This window comes from Streptomyces sp. NPDC028635 (assembly GCF_040637635.1).
In the GTDB taxonomy this organism is placed as follows: domain Bacteria; phylum Actinomycetota; class Actinomycetes; order Streptomycetales; family Streptomycetaceae; genus Streptomyces.
Map to the genome: position 1 here is coordinate 72,305 of NZ_JBEZWX010000006.1, position 23,510 is coordinate 95,814.

Genomic DNA, 23,510 nt, shown 5'->3' on the forward strand with positions numbered 1-23,510 from the left:
AGAGGAGAAAAACATGGCCAGCGGCACCGTGAAGTGGTTCAACTCGGAAAAGGGCTTCGGCTTCATCCAGCAGGACGGCGGCGGCCCGGACGTGTTCGCGCACTACTCGAACATCGCCACCCAGGGCTTCCGTGAGCTCCAGGAAGGCCAGCGGGTGACCTTCGAGGTCACGCAGGGCCAGAAGGGCCCGCAGGCGGAGAACATCCTCCCGGCCTGACGCCCACGCCTTTGAAGGGCCCGCACCCACTCCGGGTGCGGGCCCTTCGGCGTACCGGCGCGAAACCTCGTGCACGCCTCTTGACCCCCGGCGGTTACCGACCAGTAGGCTCGCGCCGCCACCCCCTCACACCGGTACCCCTCCCCATACCGCTCCTGTGAGGCCCCCCAGTGAACAGACCGTTCATGACCGCCGCGAACAGACCGTTCGTGACCGCCGCCCTGGCCGCCGTCGTCGCTCTGCTCGCCGCGATGACCGCCGTCCCCGCCCAGGCGTCGACCGCCTCCACCTTCACCTCCGCCGGCAGCAACCCCGTCCTCTTCGTGCACGGCTACACCGGGGACGGCAGCAACTGGAACACCATGGCCGGCCGCTTCCGCGCCGACGGCTGGCCGTCCTCCTACCTCGACCAGTGGACCTACGACTGGCACCAGTCGAACACCACGACCGCCCAGCAGCTCTCCGCCGAGGTCGACCGGCTGCTCGCGGCCACCGGCGCCACGAAGGTGGACATCGTCAGCCACTCCATGGGCGGGCTGTCCTCCCGTTCCTACCTGAAGAACTTCGGCGGGACCGGCAAGGTCGACGCCTGGGTGTCCCTGGGCGGCCCCAACCACGGCACCGACAGCGCGAACACCTGCTTCGACCCGTCCTGCACCGAGATGCGCGCCGGCTCCGACTTCCTCGCCGCCCTGAACGCCGGCGACGAGACTCCGGGCTCCCCCCGGTACGCGACCTGGTGGTCGCCCTGCGACACCGTGATCAACCCCGACAGCTCCGTCGCCCTCTCCGGAGCGACCAACACCCGGACGGCCTGCCTGAGCCACACCGGCCTGCTCTCGGACGCCACCGTCTACGCCCAGATCAGGGACATGATCAACTCCTGACGGCAGGCGGGGCGGAAGGCGCCCGCGGGCACCTTCCGCCCTCCCGTCCCCCGAGCTCTCGCTCCGCGGCAGTACGGACGGCCAACCGCCGGCGCAGGCCGCCTCGACGGCAGTCGAGCAGACCCCGCTGCCCGCGTCACCCCCCTCAACGGCAGTCGAGCAGGCCCGCCTTGCGCTTGGCGTCCAGGATCCGGCGTACGGCGGCGTCGACCTTGGCCCGGAACGAGGCGTCCTGCCGCATACGGGCCTGGAGGGCCTGCGCCATCGGGGGCACGGTGCTCGGCCGCACCGTGAGGACCATGTCTCCCCCGGCCTCGACGAAGTTCACGGCCCGCTGACCGGGCGTGAACGAGCGGACCGCGACCGCGTTCCCGAGGTCGTCCGAGATGACCACGCCCTTGAAGCCCAGTTGGCCGCGCAGCAGGTGACCGATGACCGTCGGCGAGAAGGCCGCCAGGTGCCCCGGGTCGATCCTGCTGTAGATGGCCGACGAGATCATCACGAAGGGTGCCCCGGCCCGGATCCCCGCCCGGAAGGGCGTGAGGCTCGAACTGGTGCTGGTCGTCACGGAGTCCACGACATGGGCGGTGGTGTCGGTGTTCCCGATCACCCGGCCCAGGCCCGGGAAGTGCTTGAGCGTGATCAGGACGCCGGACTGCGCGAAACCGGCGGCGAAGGCGCCGGTGTGGGTGGTCACGGTGTCCGCGGTGTGGCCGTACTCCCGGTGGAAGGAGCCGATGGGGATGTTACGGGTGCCCAGGGATGCCGGGACCACGTCGGCGACCGGGGCCAGATTCAGGTCCACACCGGCGGCCTTGAGCTGCCCGGCCCACACGGCGGCCTGCGTACGCAGCGTTCCCGTCGGCCAACTGCCTTGGGTCAGGCCGCTCGGCATGGCGGAGAAACCGGGGCCCTTGAGCACCTGCACCTGGCCGCCTTCCTGGTCGGTCGAGACCAGGAGGCCGACCTGCCGGCCGGCGACCCGGTCCGCCTGGCCCCGGAGACCGTCGACGAGCTTTCTGGTGGCCGTCGTACCCGCGGTGCTGCGGCCGGTCAGCATGACGGAGCCCACGTGGTTGGCCCGGAGCGTGGCCAGCTGGGCCTGGTCGGCGCCGGTGGCGGGGATGCCCCCCATGAGGAGCTGTCCGGCCTTCTGCGCCGCGGTCATGGCGGACAGGTAGCGGTCGGTGCAGGCCGGGGCGGACGCCGACGGCGCCGCGGAGGCCGACGGCGCCTCTCTCGGCGTGGACGGGGGCGTACCGGTGCCGGTACGGCTGGGCGCCGGGCTGACGCCGGTCGGGGCGGGTGTGCCCGGACCGGAGGTGACGGACCGGGGGGAGTCGGCTCTCGCCCCGGGTGTGGACGACGCACCACAGCCTGTGACGGCGAGCGCCAGGGTGACCAGCGAAACTCCGGTGCGCAGGGCTGTGCCGCGGCGGCCCGTGGGCCGCTGCCGGACGCGTAGTGTCATGTTTTCGTCTCCCGGCCTGGACCAGTCCGGGCCGCCTCCGGCCGCGTGCTGCGTCGCCGCCTCCGGCCGGGGCTGCGCAGCCGCTTCCACACGGCGAGCCCGGCTTGCTGCCTCCGTCACACCGTACGCTGCCGGGGGTGCGTTCGCCCCCCGGCGGGTGTCTACCCCAGGAACGACAACCGCACCTGCCGGTGCGGGTTGTCCTTGTTCGTGTCGACCAGGCACACCGACTGCCAGGTGCCCAGCTCCAGCCGGCCGGCGACGACGGGGAGCGTGGCGTGGGGCGGAACGAGGGCCGGCAGGACGTGGTCGCGGCCGTGGCCGGGGCTGCCGTGGCGGTGCTGCCAGCGGTCGTCGGCGGGCAGCAGAGTGTGCAGCGCGGCGAGGAGGTCGTCGTCGCTGCCGGCGCCCGTCTCGATCACGGCGATCCCGGCCGTCGCGTGCGGCACGAACACGTTGAGCAGGCCGTCGCGGCCGGCGGCCGCCTCGCGCAGGAAGGACTCGCAGTCGCCGGTGAGGTCGACGACGGCCTCCCGGGAACCGGAGGACACGTTCAGCACTCGGGTGGTGAAGGCATCGGACATGGGGTCATCCTCACCCATCGCCGCGCTTTCATGCCGAATGAACCGCCCGCCTGATGGAACCGCCGTCCAGTCGGCGAGACGCCCGTTGACCTCGGCATGCCGGCTGGATACGTTCGTGCGCATGTTGCGTACAGCCCTGCTCACCACGCGCGGTCACATCGACCTGCTGCGGGTGGCCTCCGCCGCGTGTCGCCGCGGCTGCTGACGCCTTCTCACCTCGCCACCGCCTGACGCTCCGCTGAAGCGGAGCGCCGAGTCAGGCGCGCCCGCGCACACCTCCCTGCCGCCTCACCGCTGCCTGCCCTGGAGCACCCATGAGCATCAGCCATGCCCCACCCAGCTCTGTAGAAACGGATATTTCCGGCATATCCGTCGACTCAGCCCCACTCGACCTCGTCCCCCTCGTCCCCTCCTCCTCCCGGCGCACCCGAGTGCCCCGCTGGCTGCGCCGCACCGCCGGACCGCTCCTGCTGCTGGCGCTCTGGCAACTGGCCAGCGCGACGGGCGCGTTGCCCGCCGACGTGCTCGCCTCCCCGGGGCGCATCGCGCAGGTCGGCCGGGATCTGGTCGCCGACGGCTCGCTTCCCTCGGCGATGGGGACGTCCCTCCAGCGCGTCGCCGCCGGACTGCTGCTCGGCGCGGTCGTCGGTACCGGACTCGCCCTGCTCTCCGGGCTGTTCCGGATCGGCGAGGACCTCGTCGACGCGCCGGTGCAGATGCTGCGGACCGTGCCGTTCGTCGGTCTCATCCCGTTGTTCATCATCTGGTTCGGCATCGGCGAGGCCCCGAAGATCGCGATCATCACGCTGGGCGTGACCTTCCCGCTCTACCTCAACGTGTACGCCGGGATCCGCGGGGTGGACGCCCAGCTGATCGAAGCCGGTGAGTCCCTCGGCCTCTCGCGCCGGGGGCTCGTGCGGCATGTGGTGCTGCCGGGCGCGCTGCCCGGGGCGATGACCGGACTGCGCTACTCCCTCGGCATCGCCTGGCTCGCCCTGGTCTTCGCCGAGCAGGTCAACGCCGACTCCGGCATCGGGTTCCTGATGGTGCAGGCGCGCGACTTCCTGCGCACCGACGTGATCGTGGTCTGCCTCGTCGTCTACGCCTTCCTCGGCCTGCTCGCCGACTTCGTCATCCGTTCCCTCGAAAGGCTGCTGCTGCAATGGCGACCGACGTTCACGGGCCGCTGACCGCGCGCTCGGCGATCCGCGTCGAGGGGCTCACCCGCTCCTTCGACGGCCGCAAGGTCATCGACGACCTGCGTCTGGATGTGGCCCCCGGCGAGTTCGTCGCCCTGCTCGGGCGCAGCGGCTGCGGCAAGTCCACCCTGCTGCGCATCCTCGCCGGCCTCGACCGCGACATCGAGGGCACCGTGCTGGTGCCGCGCCGCAAGGCCGTCGCCTTCCAGGCGCCCCGGCTGATGCCGTGGAAGAAGGTGTGGCGCAACGTCCTGCTCGGACTGCCGGGCAAGCCCGAACGGGCGCTGGCGGACAAGGCGCTGGAGGAGGTCGGCCTCGGCCATCGCTCGGACGCCTGGCCCAAGACGCTCTCCGGAGGCGAGGCCCAGCGCGCCTCGCTCGCCCGCGCCCTGGTGCGCGAGCCCGATCTGCTGCTGCTGGACGAGCCCTTCGGCGCGCTCGACGCGCTGACCCGCATCAAGGCCCAGCGCCTGGTCGGCGAGTTGTGGCAGCGGCGCGGCTGCGCGGTGCTGCTCGTCACGCACGATGTCGAGGAGGCGGTCCTGCTGGCCGACCGCGTCCTGGTCATGGACGACGGTGTCATCGCGCACGAGCACCGCATCGGTCTCGACCGTCCCCGTGACATCACCGACCCGCGCTTCGCCGAACTGCGCGCCGCGCTCCTGGAACGACTCGGCGTCGACACCGCCGCCGAAGCCGCCTGAACCACGCTCCCTCTCCCGACCACGTCCCAGAACGGAACCCTGATGCGACGACGTCTCGTCCCCGCCGCGCTGCTCCTGCCCCTCGCACTCCTGCTCTCCGCCTGCGGCGGCACCTCCGCCGCGCAGACGGGCGGTGGCGGCACCGACGGCAAGGGCTCCCTGACCCTGAACGTCGGTGACCAGAAGGGCGGTTCCGAGGCCGTCCTGCGCGCGGCCGGCGAACTCAAGGACCTCGACTACAAGATCAAGTGGTCCACCTTCACCTCCGGCCCCCCGCTGCTCGAGGCCGTCAACGCCCGCGCGGTCGACATCGGGGGCGTCGGCAACACCCCACCGGTGTTCGCGGCCGGCGCCGGGTCGAAGATCACGGTGGTGGCGGCCTGGCACGGCACGTCGAAGGGCGACACCATCCTGGTGCCGAACGACTCGAAGCTGAGCAGCCCCCAGCAGCTCAAGGGGCACTCCGTCGCCGTGGCGCAGGGCTCTTCCGCGCACTACCAGCTGGTCGCCTCGCTGCGGAAGGCCGGGCTCACCCTCGGCGACGTGCACGTCAAGTATCTCCAGCCCGCCGACGCGCTGGCCGCGTTCACCTCCGGCAAGGTCGACGCGTGGGCGGTGTGGGACCCGTACTCCTCCCAGGTGCTCCAGGGCAAGCAGGGGCGGGTGCTGACCACCGGGGACGGCATCACCAACGGGCTGACGTTCCAGGTCGCCGCGCCGGCCGCACTGAAGGACACGAAGAAGGCCGCCGCGATCAAGGACTTTCTGCAGCGGCTGCGGCGGGCCCAGGACTGGGTGTCCGCGCATCCCGAGGAGTGGGCCAAGGTGTGGGCGAAGGACACCGGGCTGCCCTACGAGGTGGCGCTGGCCGCTGTGCAGCGCACCTACGGAACCCGGGTTCCGGTCGCCGTCGACGGGCCGCTGATCGCCTCCGAGCAGCAGATCGCGGACACCTTCGCCGGTCTGAAGCTGATCCCGCGGAAGGTGGACTTCGGCGCCTTCACCGACACCCGGTTCAACGGCACCCTGCCGGCGTCGACGTCGGCGCCCCGCCCCTCGAAGGAGTCCTGAGATGACCGTCCGACTGCACTGGTTCCTGCCGACGGGCGGGGACGGCCGGACCCTGGTGGACCGGCACGCCTACGGCCCGGACACAACCGGCAGGGTCAGCGGGGTGCGTGCGCCCGACCTGGACTACCTCGCGCAGATCGCCAAGGCGGCCGAACGCCTCGGCTTCGAGGCGGTGCTGACGCCGACCGGCACCTGGTGCGAGGACGCCTGGCTGACCACCGTGGCCCTCGCCCAGCACACCGAGCGGCTGAAGTTCCTGGTGGCGTTCCGGCCGGGGCTGCTGTCACCGACGCTGGCCGCGCAGATGGCGTCGACCTACCAGCGGCTGACGGGCGGGCGGCTGCTGCTCAACGTGGTCACCGGTGGCGACTCGACCGAGCAGCGGCGGTTCGGCGACCGGCTCGGCCACGACGGGCGCTACGCGCGCACCGACGAGTTCCTGTCCGTGGTGCGCGGGGTGTGGCGTGGCGGACCGTACGACTTCCGGGGCGAGCACTACCAGGTCGACGGCGCTCTCACCGCGCTGCCGCCCGACCCGGTGCCGCAGCTGTTCTTCGGCGGGTCCTCTCCGGCCGCCGGGCCGGTCGCGGCCCGCCACGCGGACGTGTACCTGACCTGGGGCGAGCCTCCGGCCCAGGTGAAGGAGAAGATCGACTGGATCCGTGGCCTGGCGGAGCGGGAGGGGCGCACCGTCCGGTTCGGGATCCGGCTGCACACGATCTCCCGGGATTCGGCCGCCGAGGCGTGGGCGACGGCGAACCAGCTGCTCGACGACCTCGACGCGGACACGGTCGCGGCCGCGCAGGCGGCGCTGGGGCGCAGCGAGTCGGTCGGGCAGCAGCGGATGCTGGCCCTGCACGGGGGTTCGCGGGACAAGCTGGAGATCCACCCCCATCTGTGGGCGGGGGTCGGGCTGGTCCGCGGGGGTGCGGGGACGGCGCTGGTCGGCAGCCACGCCGAGGTCGCCGACCTGATCGAGGAGTATCACGCGCTGGGCGTGGAGCACTTCGTGCTGTCCGGCTATCCGCACCTGGAGGAGGCGTACTGGTTCGGGGAGGGGGTGATACCGGAGCTGGCGGCGCGGGGGCTGCTGGCGGGCGCGGCGGCGGCGCCCGACGCACGGGTGCCGCTGGCGGTGGCGAGCGGGCGGTAGGGCGTACCGGGTGCAGGGAAGATCCACGCTTCCGGGCCGCTCGGAGAAGATCCACGCTTCCGGGCCGCTGGGAGAAGATCCACGCATCCGGACCGTCCGGCGAAGATCCACGCGGGGCAGGTCCGGGGAAGATCCACGGCCGTGCGGGCGTTGGTAGAAACGTGAACGAACTGCGCGAGGTCGAGGTCGTCGTCGTGGGCGCGGGGCAGGCGGGTCTGGCCGGCGCCTACCACCTGCGCCGCACCGGTTTCGCACCGGAGCGGGACTTCGTGGTGCTGGACCACTCCCCCGGCCCCGGCGGCGCGTGGCAGTTCCGGTGGCCGTCGCTGACGTACGGCAAGGTGCACGGGATGCACGCGCTGCCCGGTATGGAACTGACCGGAGCGGACCCGGCGCGGCCGTCGTCGCAGGTGATCGGCGAGTACTTCGCGGCGTACGAGCGCGCCTTCGATCTGCGGGTGCGGCGCCCGGTGGACGTTTCGGCCGTGCGGGAGGGGCCGGACGGGCGGCTGCTCGTCGAGACCTCCGACGGCGTGTGGGCGACGCGCGCCCTGATCAACGCCACCGGCACCTGGGACCGGCCGTTCTGGCCGCGCTACCCCGGGCAGGAGACCTTCCGCGGGCAGCAGGTGCACACGGCGCGGTACCCGGGGCCTCAGTGGTTCGCCGGGCGGCGCGTCGTGGTGGTGGGCGGGGGCGCCTCCGGCACCCAGCACCTGCTGGAGCTGGCCCCCGGTGCCGCGGCCACCACCTGGGTCACCCGGCGGCCGCCGGTGTTCCGCGAGGGCCCCTTCGACCAGGAGGCGGGCCGTGCGGCGGTCGCGCTGGTGGAGGAGCGGGTGCGGCAGGGGCTGCCGCCGCGCAGTGTCGTGTCGGTCACCGGGCTGCCGCTGAACGACGCGGTACGGCAGGGCATCGCCGACGGCGTCCTGGACCGGCAGCCGATGTTCGACCGGATCACCTCGGACGGCGTGGAGTGGCGGGACGGGCGGCGGGTGGAGGCGGACGTCATCCTGTGGGCGACGGGGTTCCGCCCGGCGATCGACCACTTGGCACCGCTGCGGCTGCGCGAGCCGGGCGGCGGGATCCGCGTCGAGAGCACGCGCGCCGTCGCCGATCCGCGCATCCACCTGGTCGGTTACGGCCCGTCGGCCAGCACCATCGGCGCGAACCGGGCCGGACGCGCGGCCGTACGGGACATCCGGCGGCTGCTGGCGCGGCGGGACCCGGAGCCGGTGGCGGCCTGACGTCCCGGGCCCGGCCCCCATCGCTCAGTGCCCGGCGGCCCGCTGCGCGCGGTTGAACTCGGCGACGTTGCGCTGGTGTTCGGCGTAGTCGGCGGTGAAGCGGGTGTCGCCGGGCTTGACCGTGACGAAGTACAGCCAGTCGCCCGGCGGCGGGTTGATCGCCGCCCGCATCGCGTCGGCGCCCGGGTTGTCGATCGGCGTGGGGGGCAGACCCATGCGCTGGTAGGAGTTGTAGGGGCTGTCCAGGCGGGTGTCGGCGGTCGTCGTGCGCAGGGTGGAGCGGCCGAGCGCGTAGTTGAGGGTGGAGTCCATCTGCAGCGGCATGCCCCGCTCCAGCCGGTTGAAGACGACCCGGGCCACCTTGCCCATGTCCTCCTTGGTCGCGGCCTCGGCCTGCACGATGCTGGCGATGGTGACCGCCTGGTAGGCGTTCATCGCGTTGCGCTGGGCGCCGGCGGCGACGGGGGCGCCGTTGAACCTGCGGTTCGCGGTGTCGACCATCGCCGCGAGCACCTGCTCCGGCGTCGTCGTGTCCTTGTCGCCCAGCGGGTACGTCGCCGGGTAGAGGTAGCCCTCCGGGTTGCCGCCGGCATCGCTCGGCAGCTTCAGACGGGCCTTGGCGAGAGACTTGCGTGTGCTGCCGGGCGGCAGGGCGAGCGCCTTGTCCACGGCGTCGTAGACCTGCGCGGCGCGCCAGCCCTCGGGAACGACCAGGGTCGCCGTCCGGCCCGCCCCGCCCCCCAGGATCAGCAGCGGTACCGTCACGGCCGTGGCGGCGACGACGGCTCCGGCGGCGATGAGGACGAGACGGCCGCGACGGGTCAGCCGGATCGCTCCGCCGGTGTTCCCCCCGCCCGTCCGTGGTGCGGTCGTCCTGCCCCCGGTGCCCCTCGCCGCCCTCGCGCTCCCCGTCCTGCGTCGCCGAGTGTTCATCTGCATGCGGGCACGGTATCCCGCATATCACCACAAACCCGGCAAACCCTCCCGGGCGTCAGCTCGTCGGCTCCAGACGGGCGTCCCGGCGGACCAGGGCCGCGTACCGCCCCTGCCGTGCCAGCAGTTCGTCGTGCGTACCGCGCTCGGCGACCCGGCCGGAGTCCAGGACGACGATCTGGTCGGCGCCCCGGATCGTGGAGAGCCGGTGGGCGATGGTGAGCGTGGTGCGGTCGGCGGACAGGGCGTCGATCGCCTGCTGCACGGCGGCCTCGGTGCGGGTGTCCAGCGCGCTGGTCGCCTCGTCGAGGATGAGAACCGGAGGGTCGCGCAGGATGGTGCGGGCGATGGCCAGGCGCTGCTTCTCGCCGCCGGAGAAGCGGTGGCCGCGCTCGCCGACGACCGTGTCGTAGCCGTCGGGCAGGGACATGATGTGGTCGTGGATCTGCGCCGCGCGCGCCGCGGCGTGCAGTTCGTCCTCGGTGGCGTCCGGCTTGGCGAAACGGAGGTTGTCGGCGACGGAGGCGTGGAAGAGATACGTCTCCTGGGACACGACGCCGACCGCCCGGGCCAGGGTGTCGAAGTCGAGGTCACGCACATCGACGCCGTCGAGGGTCACCCGGCCGTCGGTCACGTCGTACAGCCGGGGCACCAGGTAGCCGAGGGTGGACTTGCCGGCTCCGGTCGGTCCGACGACGGCGAGGCTGCCGCCGGCCGGGACCGTCAGGTCGACGCCGTCGAGGACGGGACGGGTGCTGCCGCCCTCGGTGCCCTTTTCCGCCTTGTCGTCGTAGCGGAAGGTGACGTCCTCGAAGCGGACCTCGCCCTTGATCTGGTCGAGGTGGACCGGTTCGTCGCGCTCGGTGATGTCGATGGGCAGGTCCAGGTACTCGAAGATGCGCTGGAAGAGCGCGAGGGAGGTCTGGATCTGCACCCCCGTGGACAGCAGGCTGACGGTCGGCCGGAACAGCCCCTGCTGGAGGGAGACGAAGGCGACGATCGTGCCGATGGAGACGTCGGGGCCGCCCGCCTGGAGGGCGAGACCGGCGGTCCAGTAGATGACGGCGGGCATCGCGGCCATGACGATCGTGATGACGGCCATGCGCCAGCGTCCGGCCATGTTGGACCGCACCTCCAGGCCGACGAGAGCCGCGGACTCCTCGGCGAAGGACGCGGTCAGAGAGTCGGAGCGGCCCATGGTGCGCCCGAGCAGGATGCCGCTGACCGACAAGGACTCGGTGACCGTGGCGGCCATGGCGGCCATCTGCTTCTGCCGCTGAGTGGTGATCTTGCGGCGCTCCTTGCCGACGCGGCGGCTGATCCACACGAACACCGGCAGCAGGAGCAGGGAGACGACGGTGAGCCGCCAGTCCAGGGCGATCATCGCGACGACGGTGGCGACGACGCTGGTGAAGTTGGAGACGAGGGAGGTGGCGGTCGAGGTGACCGTCGCCTGCATGCCGCCGATGTCGTTGGCGATGCGGGACTGCACCTCGCCGGTGCGGGTGCGGGTGAAGAAGGCGAGCGACATGCGCTGCAGACGGCCGTAGACGGCGGTGCGCAGATCGTGCATGACGCGCTGGCCGACGGTGGTGGAGATCAGGGTCTGCAGCACGCCGAAGACGCTCGTGAGGACGGCGCTGAGGATCATGCCGAGGGCGAGCAGGCTGAGCAGCCCGGTGCGCCCCTCGGGGATCGCGACGTCCAGCGTCTCCTTCAGCAGGAAGGGCGTGGCGACGGAGACGAGCGAGGAGGCGCCGACGAGCAGGCCGACGACGGCGAGCCGGCCACGGTAGGGGCGGAAGAGGCGCAGGATCCGGCGGACCTGCCGGGGCTGCGACGCCGCGTCGGCGGGTGGGGTCCAGGTGGGGGCGTGATCGGGATGCATGGGCTCCTACGGAGTGTGGGGCGGGCGGGCCTGCGGGGTGGACGGTGCCGCGGGGATGGTGCCGCGGGTGGGCGGTGCGCGTGCGGCACGGCGCACGCGCACCACCACCGGCCGGACGGACCATAGCTCATTGTTACCTAAACTCACAATGAACTACGTCCTGATATTGTTCCCGCATGACCTCGCCCGACTCCGACGGCCTGCTCGCCGAGCAGCTGCTGCGGCTCACCCGCCGGGTGCACCGCATCCAGAAGCGCCATCTGCACACGCGCGACCTGGGCATCACCCCGGCCCAGTCCCGTCTGCTGCGCACCCTCGCGCACTACAGCACGCCGCCGCGCATGGCCGACCTCGCCGAGCGGCTGGAGGTCGTCCCGCGCGCGGTCACGACGCTCGTGGACGCACTGGAGGGAAGCGGCCAGGTGCGCCGGGCCCCGGATCCGGCCAATCGCCGGGTGACCCGCATCGAACTGACGGACCAGGGCCGCGCGACGCTCCGCGAACTCCACACGGCCCGCCGCTCGGCGGCGGAGGAGATCCTCGCCCCGCTGACGCAGGAACAGCGCGCGGTGTTCGGGGACCTGCTGGACACGCTGATCGACGGCGGGCCGGCGGAGCGCTGCTGAGGGGCGGGTCCCGCTCAGCAGCCGTCGCCGTCCTCCACGAGCACCCCCTGACGGGTCACGAGGGTCTTGTCGTAGCAGCCGCCGGAGCCGTACAGCCGGTAGCGTTCGCGGCTCGTCCCGACCGCGTGGCGCTGGTCGCGCGGCACGTTCATCGTGTACGCGGCGTCCCCGGCGTAGGTGTCGTCGAACCGGGACCACGCCGTGCGCCGTCCGCCCCGCGTCTCGTCCACGGCCGCGCGGTCGCCCATCGTGAGCACGGTGCGCAGCCGGTCGTCCGCGCCGATCGTGATGGTGCCGTTCATCGTGTACGTCCGCCGGGTGTGCGTGGTGCGGGCCGGTCCGCGCCCGTCCACGGTCACACTCTCGTCGTCCGTCCAGGTCGCGTCCAGGCCGTCCACGGTCTCGCCGTCGTTCCAGCGGTGTGCGGAGGTGCCGGTGAGGACGCGGTCGACGGTGGTCGTCACCCGGCCGTGCGAGGTGTCGAGGTAGCCGGCGACGGTGAGGCGGTGACCGCCCCGGGAGTCCACACGGTGCTCGGAACCGGGCGTGTAGACCGATGAGTTGGCGAGGTCACCCGCCCGGTGCGCGGTGAGTCCCCCGCTGAGCCGCGCCCTGCCGGCGTCCTGCCAGACGAGGACGTTGACCGGCGTGCTCCAGCCGGCCTGTCCCGCGGGCACCCCGGCCACGTTCACCTCCACGCGGTGCGGACGCCCGTCGTCGAGCAGACCGGCGAACGGCGTCAGGTCGTACGTGATCGGCTTGACGTCGAAGGCGCGCGGGCCGGGGACGACGTACCAGAGGAAGGGGTTGGACCAGCCGCCGGTCCACACCGTCGGGAACGGGGCGGCGATCCCGGCCAGTTGTCCGTCCACGGAGATCTGCACCTCGCGGTACGGCCCCTCGCCCGCCTTGCAGGAGTAGGGTGCCGCGTCCGGCACCGTCAGGTACCAGAACTCCTCGCAGCCGCCGCCCGAGCCGGTCGCGTACACCTCGGCGAGGACGCGCTCGCTGTTGCGCGGCGCGGTGAGCGTGGCGCCGTCGGTGAGGGTGAGGACCCGGTCGGGGGCCCGCTCGGCGGGAACGCCGGTGTAGAAGGTGAGGGTCACTTTGACGTCGATGACGCCGGTGTAGGTGTCGTCGACGACGTTCCCGATGAGCATCTCGACGTCCTGTGCGCTGCGGAAGGTGTCGCTGTAGCGCGTGACGTCCTTCTCGACCGACCATGTGATGCCGTCGGGTGAGGGCTCCGGCGTCGAGGTCCGCAGGACTTCGACCCCGCCGACGTGCAGATATCCCAGCCGGTCGAACTGCCGCCCCTTGACCTTGCCGTCCAGCCGCAGCACGACCTTGCTCCAGCGCTTCCCGCACCCGGCGGGCGGGGCGTAGCGGCCCCGGTAGGGCGTGAAGTCGCGGAACTGCGTCTCGGCGAGGGTGACCTGGCAGGACCGGGAGTGCGGCCGGGTGACGGGCGGGGCTGCGGTGACCGGGTCGTGCCAGTCGGTGCCGAACTCGGCGGGCACGTCGGGGTTCTGTGCTGCGCCGGTGCCCTGCGCGGCCTGCCGGCCGGTGGGCTGTACGGCCCGCTGGCCGGTGGGTTGCGCGGCATGCCGGCCGGTGGGTGGCGCGGCGCCTGCGGGGGTGGCCGCCAGGAGGGTGCTCGCCAGGAGGGTCGCTCCGGTGAGCATGGACATGATGATCCGACATCTCATGGCCGGTCTTTCTACGGGGTGCGCGGTCACCCCGCAATGGGGCCTCGGCCTCCTTGGCGGGTCCCGGGGGGTAGCGCCGTCGACGGGTCCCCGGGGGTAGCGCCTTCGACGGGTCGACGGGGAGTGGCGCCTTCGACGGGTCCCGGGGAGTGGTGCCTTGGGCGGGCCCCCGGGGGCCTGGCGTCTCGGCGAGCCCGCTCTGACCGACGAACGCCGTCGCCTAGGCGAGCAGGTCTGCCTTGTCCCCCATGACCACCACCGGATGAAGGGCCGGGTCGATCGTGCGCAGCAGGTACTCCATGGCCGCCTGGGACAGCGTGACGCACGCCGACGTACCGCTGCCGTGGTCCATGTGCAGCCAGATGCTGCCGCCCTTCTTCTCCCCCTGCGGCCGGGTCGGGTCGTTCGGCGAGGTGCCCTTGACGCGGTTGTAGTCGATGGCGATGACGTAGTCGAAGTCGTGCCAGGCGCTCTTGCCCCAGGTGTGCGGCGCGGCGAAGGAGGCGGAACGGCTGTACGGCAGTTTCGCGCCGGGGTCGGGCAGCACCCCACCGGCGTCGCTGAGCGTGAACACACCCACCGGGGTGCGGTTGTCGCCCTCGTGATGGTCGAGCGTCCAGCCCCTCTTGCCGTTGTGCGCCGGCCAGCTGCGCACCCGCTCCCAGACGGAACCACGGCGGTCGTACAGGACGACCGTGGCACCGGGCGCGTCCTTGCCGTCGCCGTAGACCGCGACCACCTGGCGGGATTCGGCCGGAATCCGGCGCCACAGGCGGTCACCGACTCCGGGGACACGGGTCGGGTCCGCGCTGGGCCGGGCCGCCGGTGCGCCTGACCTCGCGTCATGGCCGCCACCCGATCCCTGACCGCCGCACGCGGTCAGCACTCCGAGGGCCAGCGCGCACACCGCGGCGGTCGCCGCCGTCGTACGCCGAATCACTCCATTGGCGCTGTCTCGCATCGGTCCATGATGGCACCGCCGTTGTGCGGGCCCCCTGGCCGGGGGTGTTCGGCGGCGTGGAAAACCGTTTGATTCCGAGCACGCTGTGGCGTCAACCTGTCACGGTTTGCTGCGCCGCCCGCCGACCGCCCGCTGCGGCCAGCCGCACCACCCTTCACCTCTTCCGCGACCATCCGCCTCCTGACACGAGCCACGAGCCACTAGCCACGAGCCACTGGGAACGTCATGCAGATTCACGACCTTCCGTATTCCGACCCGGGCGTGCCCGACGTGCGCTCGGGGCCCCGATTCCTGTGGTGGCTCGGCCGGAACCAGCTGGGCGGTCAGCTGAAGGCACTGGCCTGGGGGCTGGTGCACTTCATGGCCGTCTCCGCGCTGCCGTTCTGCGTCGGGTTCGCCGTCCAGGCCGTCGTCGACCGCTCCGGGGCGCGGCTGGCGTGGGCCGGCGGGGTGCTCGCCCTGTGCGGGGTGGCCACCGCGCTCGGCGACACCTTCCTGCACCGGGCCGCCGTCACCAACTGGATCACGGCCGCCGCCCGCGTCCAGCAGCTGCTGGCCCGCAAGGCCGCCGAGCTGGGCGCGGCGCTGACCCGGAGAGTCGCCGCCGGCGAGGTCGTCACCGTGTCCACCGCGGACGTGGAGAAGATCGGCTGGTTCGTGGAGGCCGTGTCCCGGTTCACCGCGGCGGCGCTCACCGTCGTGGCGGTCTGCGTCGGCGTGGCCGTCTACCAGCCCGCGCTCGGTGTGGCCGTCGCGGTCGGCCTGCCGGTGTTCACGCTGGCCGTGCTTCCCCTGCTGCCCGCGGCCACCCGGCGCGCGGACGAGCAACGTGAGAAGGCGGGGCGCGCCACCGAGCTGGCCTCGGACACCGTGGCCGGACTGCGCGTGCTGCGTGGCATCGGCGGCGAGGAACTCTTCCTGCGCCGCTACCGCCGCGCCTCGCAGGAAGTCCGCCGCGCCGCCGTGCGCAGCGCCCGCATGTGGTCGCTGATCGCGGCTCTGCAGGTGCTGCTGCCCGGCCTGCTGCTCATCGGCGTCGTCGCCTACGGCGTCCACCTCGCCCGCCAGGGCCGGATCACCGTCGGCGAACTCGTCACCGTCTACAGCTCGGTCATGGTTCTCGCCTACCCGCTGCGGCACTTCGAGGAGATCGCCATGGCGTACTCCTTCTCCAAGCCGTCCGCGCAACGCGCCGCCCGCGTGCTGTCCCTGGAGCGGGCCGTCGGCGGGGGCGGATCGCGCACCCCCCGACCGCCTGCCGGGGACCCGCACGCCCCGGCCACCGGTGACCTGCGTGTCCCGGCCGCCGGAGATGTGCGAGTCCCGGCCACCGGTGATCTGCACGACCCCGCGAGCGACTTGACCGCTTCCGCCGGCCGGCTCACCGCTGTGGTGTGCGGCGACCCTGACGTGGCGGGCCGGCTCGCGGAACGCCTCGGCGGGCACGCCACCGAGGAGGGTCCATCGGTACGGCTGGGCGGTGTTCCCCTGGACGACCTCCCGCTCGCCGCCGCCCGTACGGCCGTGCTCGTGCAGGACAAGGATCCGGTACTGCTCTCCGGCACCCTGCGCGAGCTGCTGGGCGTGCCGTCCTCCGGTGCCGTCTCGGCGCGGGCCGCGCTGACGGCCGCGCAGTGCGACGACGTGCTCCAGGCGCTGGTGCAGGGGTCGCTCGACGCGGCGGACCCGATGGACGCCCGCATCACCGAACGCGGCCGGTCCCTGTCCGGCGGCCAGCGCCAGCGCCTCGCCCTCGCCCGCTCCCTGGTCACCGATCCCGAGGTGCTCGTCCTTGACGAGCCGACCTCGGCCGTCGACTCGCACACCGAGGCACGCATCGCCGAGGGCGTGGGCCGGCTGCGCGCCGGCCGCACCACGGTGGTGTTCACCTCCTCCCCCCTGCTGCTGGACCGTGCCGACCAGGTCGTCCTGGTGCACGAGGGCCGGGTCGCGGCGGTCGGAACGCACCGCGAGCTGGTGCACAGCGAGCCGCGGTACCGGGCGGTGGTGACACGCGAGACCACCGACGAGAGCGAGACCGTGGTGCCGCAGAAGACCGCCGGCGAGACGGAGGCTGTGGTGCCGCGGGAGACCGCCGGCGAGACCGTGGCGCTCGGCGCACTCGGCACGACGCTCGAGGGTGATCTGGACGTGCTGGAAGAACTGCGAGAGATCGAAGAGATCGAGGAGACCGCATGATCGGCGTGGCGCCACCGCCGTACGACCCGTCGGCCCCGACGACGGCGACCACCCTGCCCGTCGGCGCCCCCGCCACCGTCCGCGCCTACGTGGCCGAACTGTTCCGCCGGCACCGCCGCGCCTTCCTGCTGCTCATCGGGGTCAACACGGTCGCGGTCGTCGCCTCCATGGTGGGCCCGTGGCTGCTGGGCGACCTCGTCGAGCGCGTCTCCCACAAGACGGCCGACCTGCATCTCACCCGCGTCGCGGCTCTGTTCGTCGTGGCCCTCGCCGTGCAGGCCGTCTTCGTCCGGCAGGTACGGCTGCGCGGCGCCATGCTGGGCGAGCGGATGCTGGCCGACCTGCGTGAAGACTTCCTCGTCCGCTCGGTCGCCCTGCCGCCCGGCGTGCTCGAACGCGCCGGCACCGGCGACCTGCTCTCCCGGATCACCACCGACATCGACCGGCTGGCGAACGCCATGCGCGAGGCCGTACCCCAGCTGGCGATCGGCGTGATGTGGACGGTGCTGCTGCTCGGCGGCCTCGTCGTCACCGCGCCGCCGCTGGCGCCGGCCGTGCTGCTGGCGCTGCCGCTGCTGATCGTCGGCTGTCGCTGGTACTTCCGCCGGGCACCGTCCGCGTACCGCTCCGAGGCCGCCGGGTACGCCGCCGTCGCCGCCGCCCTGGCGGAGACGGTGGACGCCGGGCACACCGTCGAGGCGCACCGGCTGGGCGAGCGCCGCACCGCGCTGTCGGAGCAGCGGATCACCGAATGGACCGCGTGGGAGCGGTACACCCTGTGGCTGCGCTCGGTCCTCTTCCCGGTGATCAGCGCCGTCCACGTCACCGTGCTGGGCTCGGTCCTGATGATCGGCGGCGTGTTCGTGCTGCGGGGCTGGATCGGGGTGGGTCAGCTGACGACCGCCGCGCTGCTCGCCCAGATGCTCGTCGACCCGGTCAACCTGATCCTGCGCTGGTACGACGAGCTGCAGGTCGCCCAGGTGTCGCTGGCCCGGCTGGTCGGCGTCCGCGACATCGAACCGGACGCCGGCGACCCGTCGCTGACCCCGGACGGCCGTGAGGTGCACGCCGACCAGGTGCACTTCGGTTACCTGGAGGGCGTGGACGTGCTGCGCCGGGTGTCGCTGCGGGTGGCGCCCGGCACCCGGCTGGCCCTGGTGGGGCCCTCCGGTGCGGGCAAGTCCACCCTGGGCAGGCTGCTGGCCGGCATCTACGGGCCCCGCGCCGGCCGGATCACCCTCGGCGACGCGGAACTGTCCCGGATGCCGGCCGAGCGGATCCGCTCCCACGTGGCCCTGGTGAACCAGGAGCACCATGTGTTCGTCGGCTCGCTGCGCGACAACCTGCTGCTGGCCCGTACCGGCGCCGAGGACGCCGAACTGTGGGCCGCCCTGGCCGCGGTCGACGCCGGCGAATGGGCCCGCGCCCTGGAGGACGGTCTGGACACCGAGGTCGGCTCGGGCGGACTCGCGCTCACCCCGGCGCAGGCCCAGCAGATCGCGCTCGCCCGGCTGGTGCTGGCCGACCCGCACACGCTGGTGCTGGACGAGGCGACGTCCCTGCTCGACCCGCGTGCGGCCCGTCATCTGGAGCGGTCCCTGGCCCGGGTACTGGACGGGCGCACGGTCGTCGCCATCGCGCACCGGCTGCACACCGCGCACGACGCCGACGTCATCGCCGTCGTCGAGAACGGCCGCATCAGCGAGCTCGGCAGTCATGACGCCCTCGTCGCCGCCGACGGCGCGTACGCGGCGCTGTGGCGGTCGTGGCACGGCTGACCGGAGCGGCCGTGCCACTGATCCGGACCGGCGCGCGGCGGCCGGCCCGAACCGGCGCGCGGAGGCAGAGCCGAGCAGTCGTGCGGCGGCCGACCCGAGCTGTCGTGCGGCGGCCGACCCGAGCCGTCGTGCGGCAGCTGATCGAAGCGGACGTGGCAGGGCTGACCCGAGCAGCCGGGCGACAGGTGATCGGCGCGGCTGGTTGCCGGGTGACGGTCGCCGGGGATGCCCTGTCGCCGAGGGCCACCGCCGCCTGACGCTGGACGAGGGTTCCACGGGTGGCCCTGCCGTTCGAGGGCTCCCCGGACCGGGGTGGGCCCGGGCCCGCGCCCGGCCGGGGTCGCCCACGCGGCCCGACAGGAGGGCGTCTGGCGTTGCGCGGTGGCAAGCGGGGGTGGAACGCTGGATAGCGGCACCGGCTAGGGAAAGGCCCGGGGACCGTCCCGCTCGTGCCGTACACGGCCTGTGTCCCGCACCCCGGCGGGCCACGACCGGCCGTCGTGACAGCGGGCCCGTCCCCACCCCCAGGAGGTACCCGTGAACAGCGCCGATGGATGGGGAGACGACGTCTACCAGCCCGACGCGTCCGACCAGCGGGAGGACACGGGCGTGCTCGACTCCGAGGACACCCTGGAGTACGACGGCGTCGACGATCCGCTGGACCGCGGCTGGTCCCCTCCGGAGCGGCCCTGGGCGGTGGAGCACACCGGCGTGACGGCCGCGGAGCGCCATGCGGGCGAGACCCTCGACCAGCGTCTGGCCGAGGAGCTGCCCGATCCGCCGGTGCCCGACGGCGACGGCATCGGCGACACCGACGGTACCGACGGCGAGGCGCTGGACAACGAGGTCGGTGCCGCCCGCTCCGGCCGGCTCGTCGCCCCGGACGAGGGCGCGCACGAGGACGACGAGGCCGCCCTGGTCGCCTCGGACGTCGGGATCGACGGCGCCGCCGCCTCCGCCGAGGAGGCCGCGATGCACATCGTCGACGAGGACGCCCTCTCCGGCTGACCCCCGCGGCCCGGCCGGCTCCGGCGCCGCCGCGCCCCGCTTCCCCCGACCCCCGCAGGCCCACCCCGAGGAGCCGCCATGCAGCAGGACAAGCACCCCGAGTACCACCCGGTCGTCTTCCGCGACCGTGCCGCCGGCTACGCCTTCCTGACCCGGTCCACCGCGACCAGCGACGAGACCATCGACTGGGACGACGGGGAGAGCTACCCGGTGGTGGACGTCGAGATCTCCTCCGAGAGCCACCCCTTCTACACCGGCAAGGCCCGCACCGTGGACACCGAGGGCCGCATCGCCCGCTTCGAACGGCGCTACGGCGGCGGCGAGGCCTCCTAGCGGCGCGCCGCCCGGCCGTGGCACCGCAGGGCGGCGGGGCCGACGACGCGGGCCGGACCGGCTGGGGCCGCTCAGATGAAGTTGAGGGCCGCCGCCCCGCCCACTCCCCCGAGCAGCATGAACGCCGGCATGAGCACCTTCAGCTCGACCCAGCTGCCGGCCCGGAACCGCATCATCCTGGGCGGCCCTATCGGGTACCAGCGCTTGCGGCCCACCGGGATCGGCCACAGGATCGGGCAGCCGGACACGGTCAGCGCGTCCCCGATGTCGTGCACCAGCGCACCCAGCACGATCGGCAGTCCCAGCCACAGGTACTGCTGGCCCGGTGCCGTGAACAGCCAGTCGGAGCCATTGCCCGGCTTGTCCAGCCACCCGGCGATGATCCAGGCGCTCGCGGCGGCCAGCAGCCACACCAGCACGTCGCTGCTGGACCCGCGGGCCGCCCGCCACAGCAGCCCCTCGATCGCCAGCACCATGTGGACGAAGAGGATCGCCAGCACCGCCCAGCGGCCGCCCGTGATCGCCAGCGCCGAGGTGCCCGCTCCGATCAGGACCGCCCACAGCCAGGTGTGGGTGAGCGTGCGGTGGCCGCCCGAGCGGCGCGCGTCCCCCTTCTTGCGAGTCGCCTTGTAGACCGCGTACGACAGCTTGTCGACGATCTCGCACAGCCCGCGCGAGATCGGGCCGAAGGCGCGGGAGATCGTGGCCGCCTTGTGGTCCAGATCCGGTGCGAGCGCGGCACCGGCACAGATCAGCGCACCCGAGAGCACCACCGGCCAGGGCATCGGATGCCCGGCCGCGGCGGCCGCCGCACCGACGCCGAGCCAGGCCGCGGCGCCCGACAGTGAGTGTGCTGGTCCCATCATGGCCGTTGCCCGCCCCATTCCTCTTCTCGCGCCGTCCAGTTGAGCGGGCGCGATGACGTTCCGTCGGCGACACAGCGTAGCGGTCGTGATCTTGGCGGGAACATCCGATTCCCGCATCGGGTGCCGGGCCAGGCAAGATGGGGGCGTGACCCTCATCGATCAGCTGCCGAAGACCGCCGACCCCGACGCCCTGTACGAAGCCTTCGAGTCCTGGGCCCAGGAGCGCGGTCTCACGCTCTATCCGCACCAGGAGGAAGCGCTGATCGAGGCGGTCTCCGGCGCGAACGTGATCGTGTCGACGCCCACCGGCTCCGGCAAGAGCATGATCGCCGCCGGCGCGCACTTCGCGGCGCTGGCCCGCGACGAGGTCACCTTCTACACCGCTCCGATCAAGGCGCTGGTGTCGGAGAAGTTCTTCGAGCTGTGCAAGCTCTTCGGCACGGAGAACGTCGGCATGCTGACCGGCGACGCCTCCGTCAACGCCGACGCCCCCGTCATCTGCTGCACGGCGGAGGTGCTCGCCTCCATCGCGCTGCGCGACGGCAAGGACGCGGACATCGGCCAGGTCGTCATGGACGAGTTCCACTTCTACGCGGAACCGGACCGCGGCTGGGCCTGGCAGATCCCTCTGCTGGAGCTGCCGCAGGCGCAGTTCATCCTGATGTCGGCCACGCTGGGCGATGTGTCCTTCTTCGAGAAGGACCTCACGCGCCGCACCGGGCGCCCCACGGCGGTGGTCCGCTCGGCGACCCGGCCCGTGCCGCTCTCCTACGAGTACTGCCTCACCCCGCTGACGGAGACGCTCACCGACCTGCTGGAGACCAAGCAGGCTCCGGTGTACATCGTGCACTTCACGCAGGCGCAGGCGGTGGAGCGGGCGCAGGCGCTGATGAGCATCAACATGTGCTCGCGCGAGGAGAAGGACCGGATCGCCGAGCTGATCGGCAACTTCCGTTTCACCACCAAGTTCGGCCGCAACCTCTCCCGGTACGTGCGGCACGGCATCGGCGTGCACCACGCGGGCATGCTGCCCAAGTACCGGCGCCTGGTGGAGAAGCTCGCCCAGGCGGGCCTGCTGAAGGTCATCTGCGGCACGGACACCCTCGGCGTCGGCGTCAACGTGCCCATCCGCACGGTGCTGTTCACCGCCCTGACCAAGTACGACGGCAACCGGGTGCGTACGCTGCGCGCGCGTGAGTTCCACCAGATCGCCGGACGGGCGGGGCGGGCCGGTTTCGACACGGCGGGCTTCGTCGTCGCCCAGGCGCCGGAGCACGTCATCGAGAACGAGAAGGCGCTCGCCAAGGCGGGCGACGACCCGAAGAAGCGCCGCAAGGTCGTCCGCAAGAAGGCGCCGGAGGGCTTCGTCGGCTGGACGGAGAACACCTTCGAGAAGCTCATCGCCTCCGAGCCGGAACCGCTGACCTCCCGCTTCCGGGTCACGCACACCATGCTGCTGTCGGTGATCGCCCGGCCCGGCAACGCCTTCGAGGCGATGCGCCGGCTGCTGGAGGACAACCACGAGCCCCGCAAGCAGCAGCTGCGGCACATCCGCCGGGCGATCGCGATCTACCGCTCGCTGCTGGACGGCGGCATCGTCGAGAAGCTGGACGCGCCGGACGCCGAGGGCCGGATCGTCCGCCTCACCGTGGACCTCCAGCAGGACTTCGCGCTCAACCAGCCGCTGTCCACCTTCGCGCTGGCCGCGTTCGAGCTCCTCGACCCGGAATCGCCGTCGTACGCGCTGGACATGGTGTCGGTCGTGGAGTCCACGCTGGACGATCCGCGCCAGATCCTCGCCGCCCAGCAGAACAAGGTCCGCGGCGAGGCCGTGGCCGCCATGAAGGCCGACGGCGTGGAGTACGAGGAGCGCATGGAGCGCCTCCAGGACATCAGCTACCCCAAGCCGCTGGAGGAGCTGCTCTTCCACGCCTACAACACCTACCGCAAGAGCCACCCGTGGGTCGGCGACCACCCGCTGTCGCCGAAGTCCGTCGTGCGCGACATGTACGAACGGGCGATGTCCTTCACGGAACTGGTCTCCTACTACGAGCTGGCCCGCACCGAGGGCATCGTGCTGCGCTACCTCGCGAGCGCCTACAAGGCCCTGGACCACAACATCCCGGACGACCTGAAGTCCGAGGACCTTCAGGACCTGATCGAATGGCTCGGCGAGATGGTGCGCCAGGTCGACTCGAGCCTGCTGGACGAGTGGGAGCAGCTCGCCAACCCGGCGGAGATGACCGCCGAGGAGGCCCAGGAGAAGGCCGACGAGGTCAAGCCGGTCACCACGAACGCGCGCGCCTTCCGTGTGCTCGTCCGCAACGCCATGTTCCGCCGGGTCGAGCTGGCGGCCCTGGACCAGGTGGAGGAGCTCGGCGAGATGGACGCCGAGTCCGGCTGGGACGCGGACGCCTGGGGCGAGGCGATGGACAAGTACTGGGACGAGTACGACGACCTCGGCACCGGCCCCGACGCCCGCGGACCCAAGCTCCTCGTCATCCAGGAGGAGCCGGAGAACGCGCTGTGGCGCGTCCGTCAGATCTTCGACGACCCGAACGGCGACCACGACTGGGGCATCAGCGCGGAGGTCGACCTGACCGCCTCCGACGCCGAGGGCCGCGCCGTCGTCCGCGTCACCGACGTCGGCCAGCTGTGACCACAGGAGACTGCCAC

19 protein-coding genes and 1 pseudogene are annotated in these 23,510 nt (G+C 72.5%); 13 read left to right on the forward strand and 7 right to left on the reverse strand.

All coding sequences use genetic code 11. The annotated features are described in order from the left end of the window. Positions 1-13: 13 nt before the first annotated feature. Both AB0E88_RS08850 and AB0E88_RS08855 read left to right on the forward strand, forming a co-directional pair. Positions 14-217, forward strand: coding sequence for a cold-shock protein (locus AB0E88_RS08850; protein WP_361626142.1), 204 nt, complete (start codon positions 14-16; stop codon positions 215-217). Between the two features lie 185 nt (positions 218-402). Next, positions 403-1,104, forward strand: coding sequence for a triacylglycerol lipase (locus AB0E88_RS08855; protein ID WP_361626145.1), 702 nt, complete (start codon positions 403-405; stop codon positions 1,102-1,104). A gap of 145 nt (positions 1,105-1,249) precedes the next feature. On the opposite strand, the gene AB0E88_RS08860 is transcribed toward AB0E88_RS08855, so the two are convergent. Next, on the reverse strand, positions 1,250-2,575 hold the full coding sequence (locus tag AB0E88_RS08860) for a glycoside hydrolase family 3 N-terminal domain-containing protein (protein ID WP_361626148.1): 1,326 nt from the start codon (positions 2,573-2,575) through the stop codon (positions 1,250-1,252). Positions 2,576-2,736: 161 nt separating this feature from the next. Then, on the reverse strand, positions 2,737-3,159 hold the full coding sequence (locus tag AB0E88_RS08865) for a secondary thiamine-phosphate synthase enzyme YjbQ (RefSeq protein ID WP_361626151.1): 423 nt from the start codon (positions 3,157-3,159) through the stop codon (positions 2,737-2,739). A gap of 314 nt (positions 3,160-3,473) precedes the next feature. Here AB0E88_RS08865 and AB0E88_RS08870 point away from each other — a divergent pair, with 314 nt between their 5' ends. From AB0E88_RS08870 to AB0E88_RS08890, 5 genes are all read left to right on the forward strand, one after another. Then, positions 3,474-4,349: an ABC transporter permease gene (locus AB0E88_RS08870; RefSeq protein WP_361626154.1), complete on the forward strand. Its 876-nt coding sequence runs from the start codon at positions 3,474-3,476 to the stop codon at positions 4,347-4,349. Then, positions 4,322-5,062, forward strand: a complete 741-nt coding sequence (locus AB0E88_RS08875; protein WP_361626157.1) for an ABC transporter ATP-binding protein — start codon at positions 4,322-4,324, stop codon at positions 5,060-5,062. Before AB0E88_RS08870 ends, AB0E88_RS08875 begins: the two co-directional genes overlap by 28 nt. Before the next feature lie 42 nt (positions 5,063-5,104). Then, a complete protein-coding gene (locus tag AB0E88_RS08880) occupies positions 5,105-6,133 on the forward strand; it encodes an ABC transporter substrate-binding protein (protein ID WP_361626160.1) in 1,029 nt (342 codons plus the stop codon). A 1-nt stretch (position 6,134) separates the two neighbouring features. Next, positions 6,135-7,286, forward strand: coding sequence for an LLM class flavin-dependent oxidoreductase (locus tag AB0E88_RS08885; protein WP_361626162.1), 1,152 nt, complete (start codon positions 6,135-6,137; stop codon positions 7,284-7,286). Positions 7,287-7,447: 161 nt separating this feature from the next. Further along, positions 7,448-8,533 carry an NAD(P)-binding domain-containing protein gene (locus AB0E88_RS08890; protein ID WP_361626165.1) on the forward strand — a complete coding sequence of 362 codons (1,086 nt, stop codon included), beginning with the start codon at positions 7,448-7,450 and terminating at the stop codon, positions 8,531-8,533. 24 nt (positions 8,534-8,557) lie between these two features. Here the strand turns inward: AB0E88_RS08890 and mltG are convergent, their stop codons facing one another. Next, positions 8,558-9,472 (reverse strand): endolytic transglycosylase MltG, encoded by a 915-nt coding sequence (mltG, locus tag AB0E88_RS08895; protein WP_361626168.1) that lies wholly within the window; start codon positions 9,470-9,472, stop codon positions 8,558-8,560. Between the two features lie 52 nt (positions 9,473-9,524). After that, positions 9,525-11,354, reverse strand: a complete 1,830-nt coding sequence (locus AB0E88_RS08900) for an ABC transporter ATP-binding protein (protein ID WP_361626171.1) — start codon at positions 11,352-11,354, stop codon at positions 9,525-9,527. Positions 11,355-11,530: 176 nt separating this feature from the next. On the opposite strand from AB0E88_RS08900, the gene AB0E88_RS08905 reads away from it, so the two are divergent. Then, a complete protein-coding gene (locus tag AB0E88_RS08905; protein ID WP_361626174.1) occupies positions 11,531-11,980 on the forward strand; it encodes a MarR family transcriptional regulator in 450 nt (149 codons plus the stop codon). Between the two features lie 14 nt (positions 11,981-11,994). Here AB0E88_RS08905 and AB0E88_RS08910 read toward each other — a convergent pair. Continuing rightward, positions 11,995-13,515, reverse strand: a pseudogene (locus AB0E88_RS08910) (peptide-N4-asparagine amidase); the annotation flags it as partial. A 394-nt stretch (positions 13,516-13,909) separates the two neighbouring features. Next, complete coding sequence (locus tag AB0E88_RS08915; protein ID WP_361626177.1) at positions 13,910-14,650, reverse strand: L,D-transpeptidase family protein; 741 nt, start codon at positions 14,648-14,650, stop codon at positions 13,910-13,912. Positions 14,651-14,875: 225 nt separating this feature from the next. Here AB0E88_RS08915 and AB0E88_RS08920 point away from each other — a divergent pair, with 225 nt between their 5' ends. From AB0E88_RS08920 to AB0E88_RS08935, 4 genes are all read left to right on the forward strand, one after another. Then, positions 14,876-16,849, forward strand: a complete 1,974-nt coding sequence (locus AB0E88_RS08920) for an ABC transporter ATP-binding protein (protein ID WP_361626180.1) — start codon at positions 14,876-14,878, stop codon at positions 16,847-16,849. Beyond that, positions 16,846-18,627 carry an ABC transporter ATP-binding protein gene (locus AB0E88_RS08925; RefSeq protein ID WP_361626183.1) on the forward strand — a complete coding sequence of 594 codons (1,782 nt, stop codon included), beginning with the start codon at positions 16,846-16,848 and terminating at the stop codon, positions 18,625-18,627. Before AB0E88_RS08920 ends, AB0E88_RS08925 begins: the two co-directional genes overlap by 4 nt. Positions 18,628-19,164: 537 nt before the next feature. Beyond that, entirely contained in the window at positions 19,165-19,635 is a 471-nt protein-coding gene (locus tag AB0E88_RS08930) for a DUF5709 domain-containing protein (RefSeq protein WP_361626186.1), read from the forward strand. A 78-nt stretch (positions 19,636-19,713) separates the two neighbouring features. After that, complete coding sequence (locus AB0E88_RS08935; RefSeq protein ID WP_361626189.1) at positions 19,714-19,968, forward strand: type B 50S ribosomal protein L31; 255 nt, start codon at positions 19,714-19,716, stop codon at positions 19,966-19,968. A gap of 71 nt (positions 19,969-20,039) precedes the next feature. Here AB0E88_RS08935 and AB0E88_RS08940 read toward each other — a convergent pair whose 3' ends face one another. Continuing rightward, positions 20,040-20,834, reverse strand: coding sequence for a metal-dependent hydrolase (locus AB0E88_RS08940; protein ID WP_361626192.1), 795 nt, complete (start codon positions 20,832-20,834; stop codon positions 20,040-20,042). A 145-nt stretch (positions 20,835-20,979) separates the two neighbouring features. Between AB0E88_RS08940 and AB0E88_RS08945 the strand changes: the two genes are divergently transcribed. Beyond that, on the forward strand, positions 20,980-23,493 hold the full coding sequence (locus AB0E88_RS08945) for a DUF3516 domain-containing protein (RefSeq protein ID WP_361626195.1): 2,514 nt from the start codon (positions 20,980-20,982) through the stop codon (positions 23,491-23,493). Positions 23,494-23,510: the final 17 nt, after the last annotated feature.

What these genes read in the sequence shown, in the direction of transcription:
- AB0E88_RS08850 (WP_361626142.1), top strand. Translation starts at nt 14, where the DNA reads ATGGCCAGCGGCACCGTGAAGTGGTTCAACTCGGAAAAGGGCTTCGGC.
- AB0E88_RS08855 (WP_361626145.1), top strand. Translation starts at nt 403, where the DNA reads ATGACCGCCGCGAACAGACCGTTCGTGACCGCCGCCCTGGCCGCCGTC.
- AB0E88_RS08860 (WP_361626148.1), bottom strand. Translation starts at nt 2,575, where the DNA reads ATGACACTACGCGTCCGGCAGCGGCCCACGGGCCGCCGCGGCACAGCC.
- AB0E88_RS08865 (WP_361626151.1), bottom strand. Translation starts at nt 3,159, where the DNA reads ATGTCCGATGCCTTCACCACCCGAGTGCTGAACGTGTCCTCCGGTTCC.
- AB0E88_RS08870 (WP_361626154.1), top strand. Translation starts at nt 3,474, where the DNA reads ATGAGCATCAGCCATGCCCCACCCAGCTCTGTAGAAACGGATATTTCC.
- AB0E88_RS08875 (WP_361626157.1), top strand. Translation starts at nt 4,322, where the DNA reads ATGGCGACCGACGTTCACGGGCCGCTGACCGCGCGCTCGGCGATCCGC.
- AB0E88_RS08880 (WP_361626160.1), top strand. Translation starts at nt 5,105, where the DNA reads ATGCGACGACGTCTCGTCCCCGCCGCGCTGCTCCTGCCCCTCGCACTC.
- AB0E88_RS08885 (WP_361626162.1), top strand. Translation starts at nt 6,135, where the DNA reads ATGACCGTCCGACTGCACTGGTTCCTGCCGACGGGCGGGGACGGCCGG.
- mltG (WP_361626168.1), bottom strand. Translation starts at nt 9,472, where the DNA reads ATGCAGATGAACACTCGGCGACGCAGGACGGGGAGCGCGAGGGCGGCG.
- AB0E88_RS08900 (WP_361626171.1), bottom strand. Translation starts at nt 11,354, where the DNA reads ATGCATCCCGATCACGCCCCCACCTGGACCCCACCCGCCGACGCGGCG.
- AB0E88_RS08905 (WP_361626174.1), top strand. Translation starts at nt 11,531, where the DNA reads ATGACCTCGCCCGACTCCGACGGCCTGCTCGCCGAGCAGCTGCTGCGG.
- AB0E88_RS08915 (WP_361626177.1), bottom strand. Translation starts at nt 14,650, where the DNA reads ATGCGAGACAGCGCCAATGGAGTGATTCGGCGTACGACGGCGGCGACC.
- AB0E88_RS08920 (WP_361626180.1), top strand. Translation starts at nt 14,876, where the DNA reads ATGCAGATTCACGACCTTCCGTATTCCGACCCGGGCGTGCCCGACGTG.
- AB0E88_RS08925 (WP_361626183.1), top strand. Translation starts at nt 16,846, where the DNA reads ATGATCGGCGTGGCGCCACCGCCGTACGACCCGTCGGCCCCGACGACG.
- AB0E88_RS08935 (WP_361626189.1), top strand. Translation starts at nt 19,714, where the DNA reads ATGCAGCAGGACAAGCACCCCGAGTACCACCCGGTCGTCTTCCGCGAC.
- AB0E88_RS08940 (WP_361626192.1), bottom strand. Translation starts at nt 20,834, where the DNA reads ATGATGGGACCAGCACACTCACTGTCGGGCGCCGCGGCCTGGCTCGGC.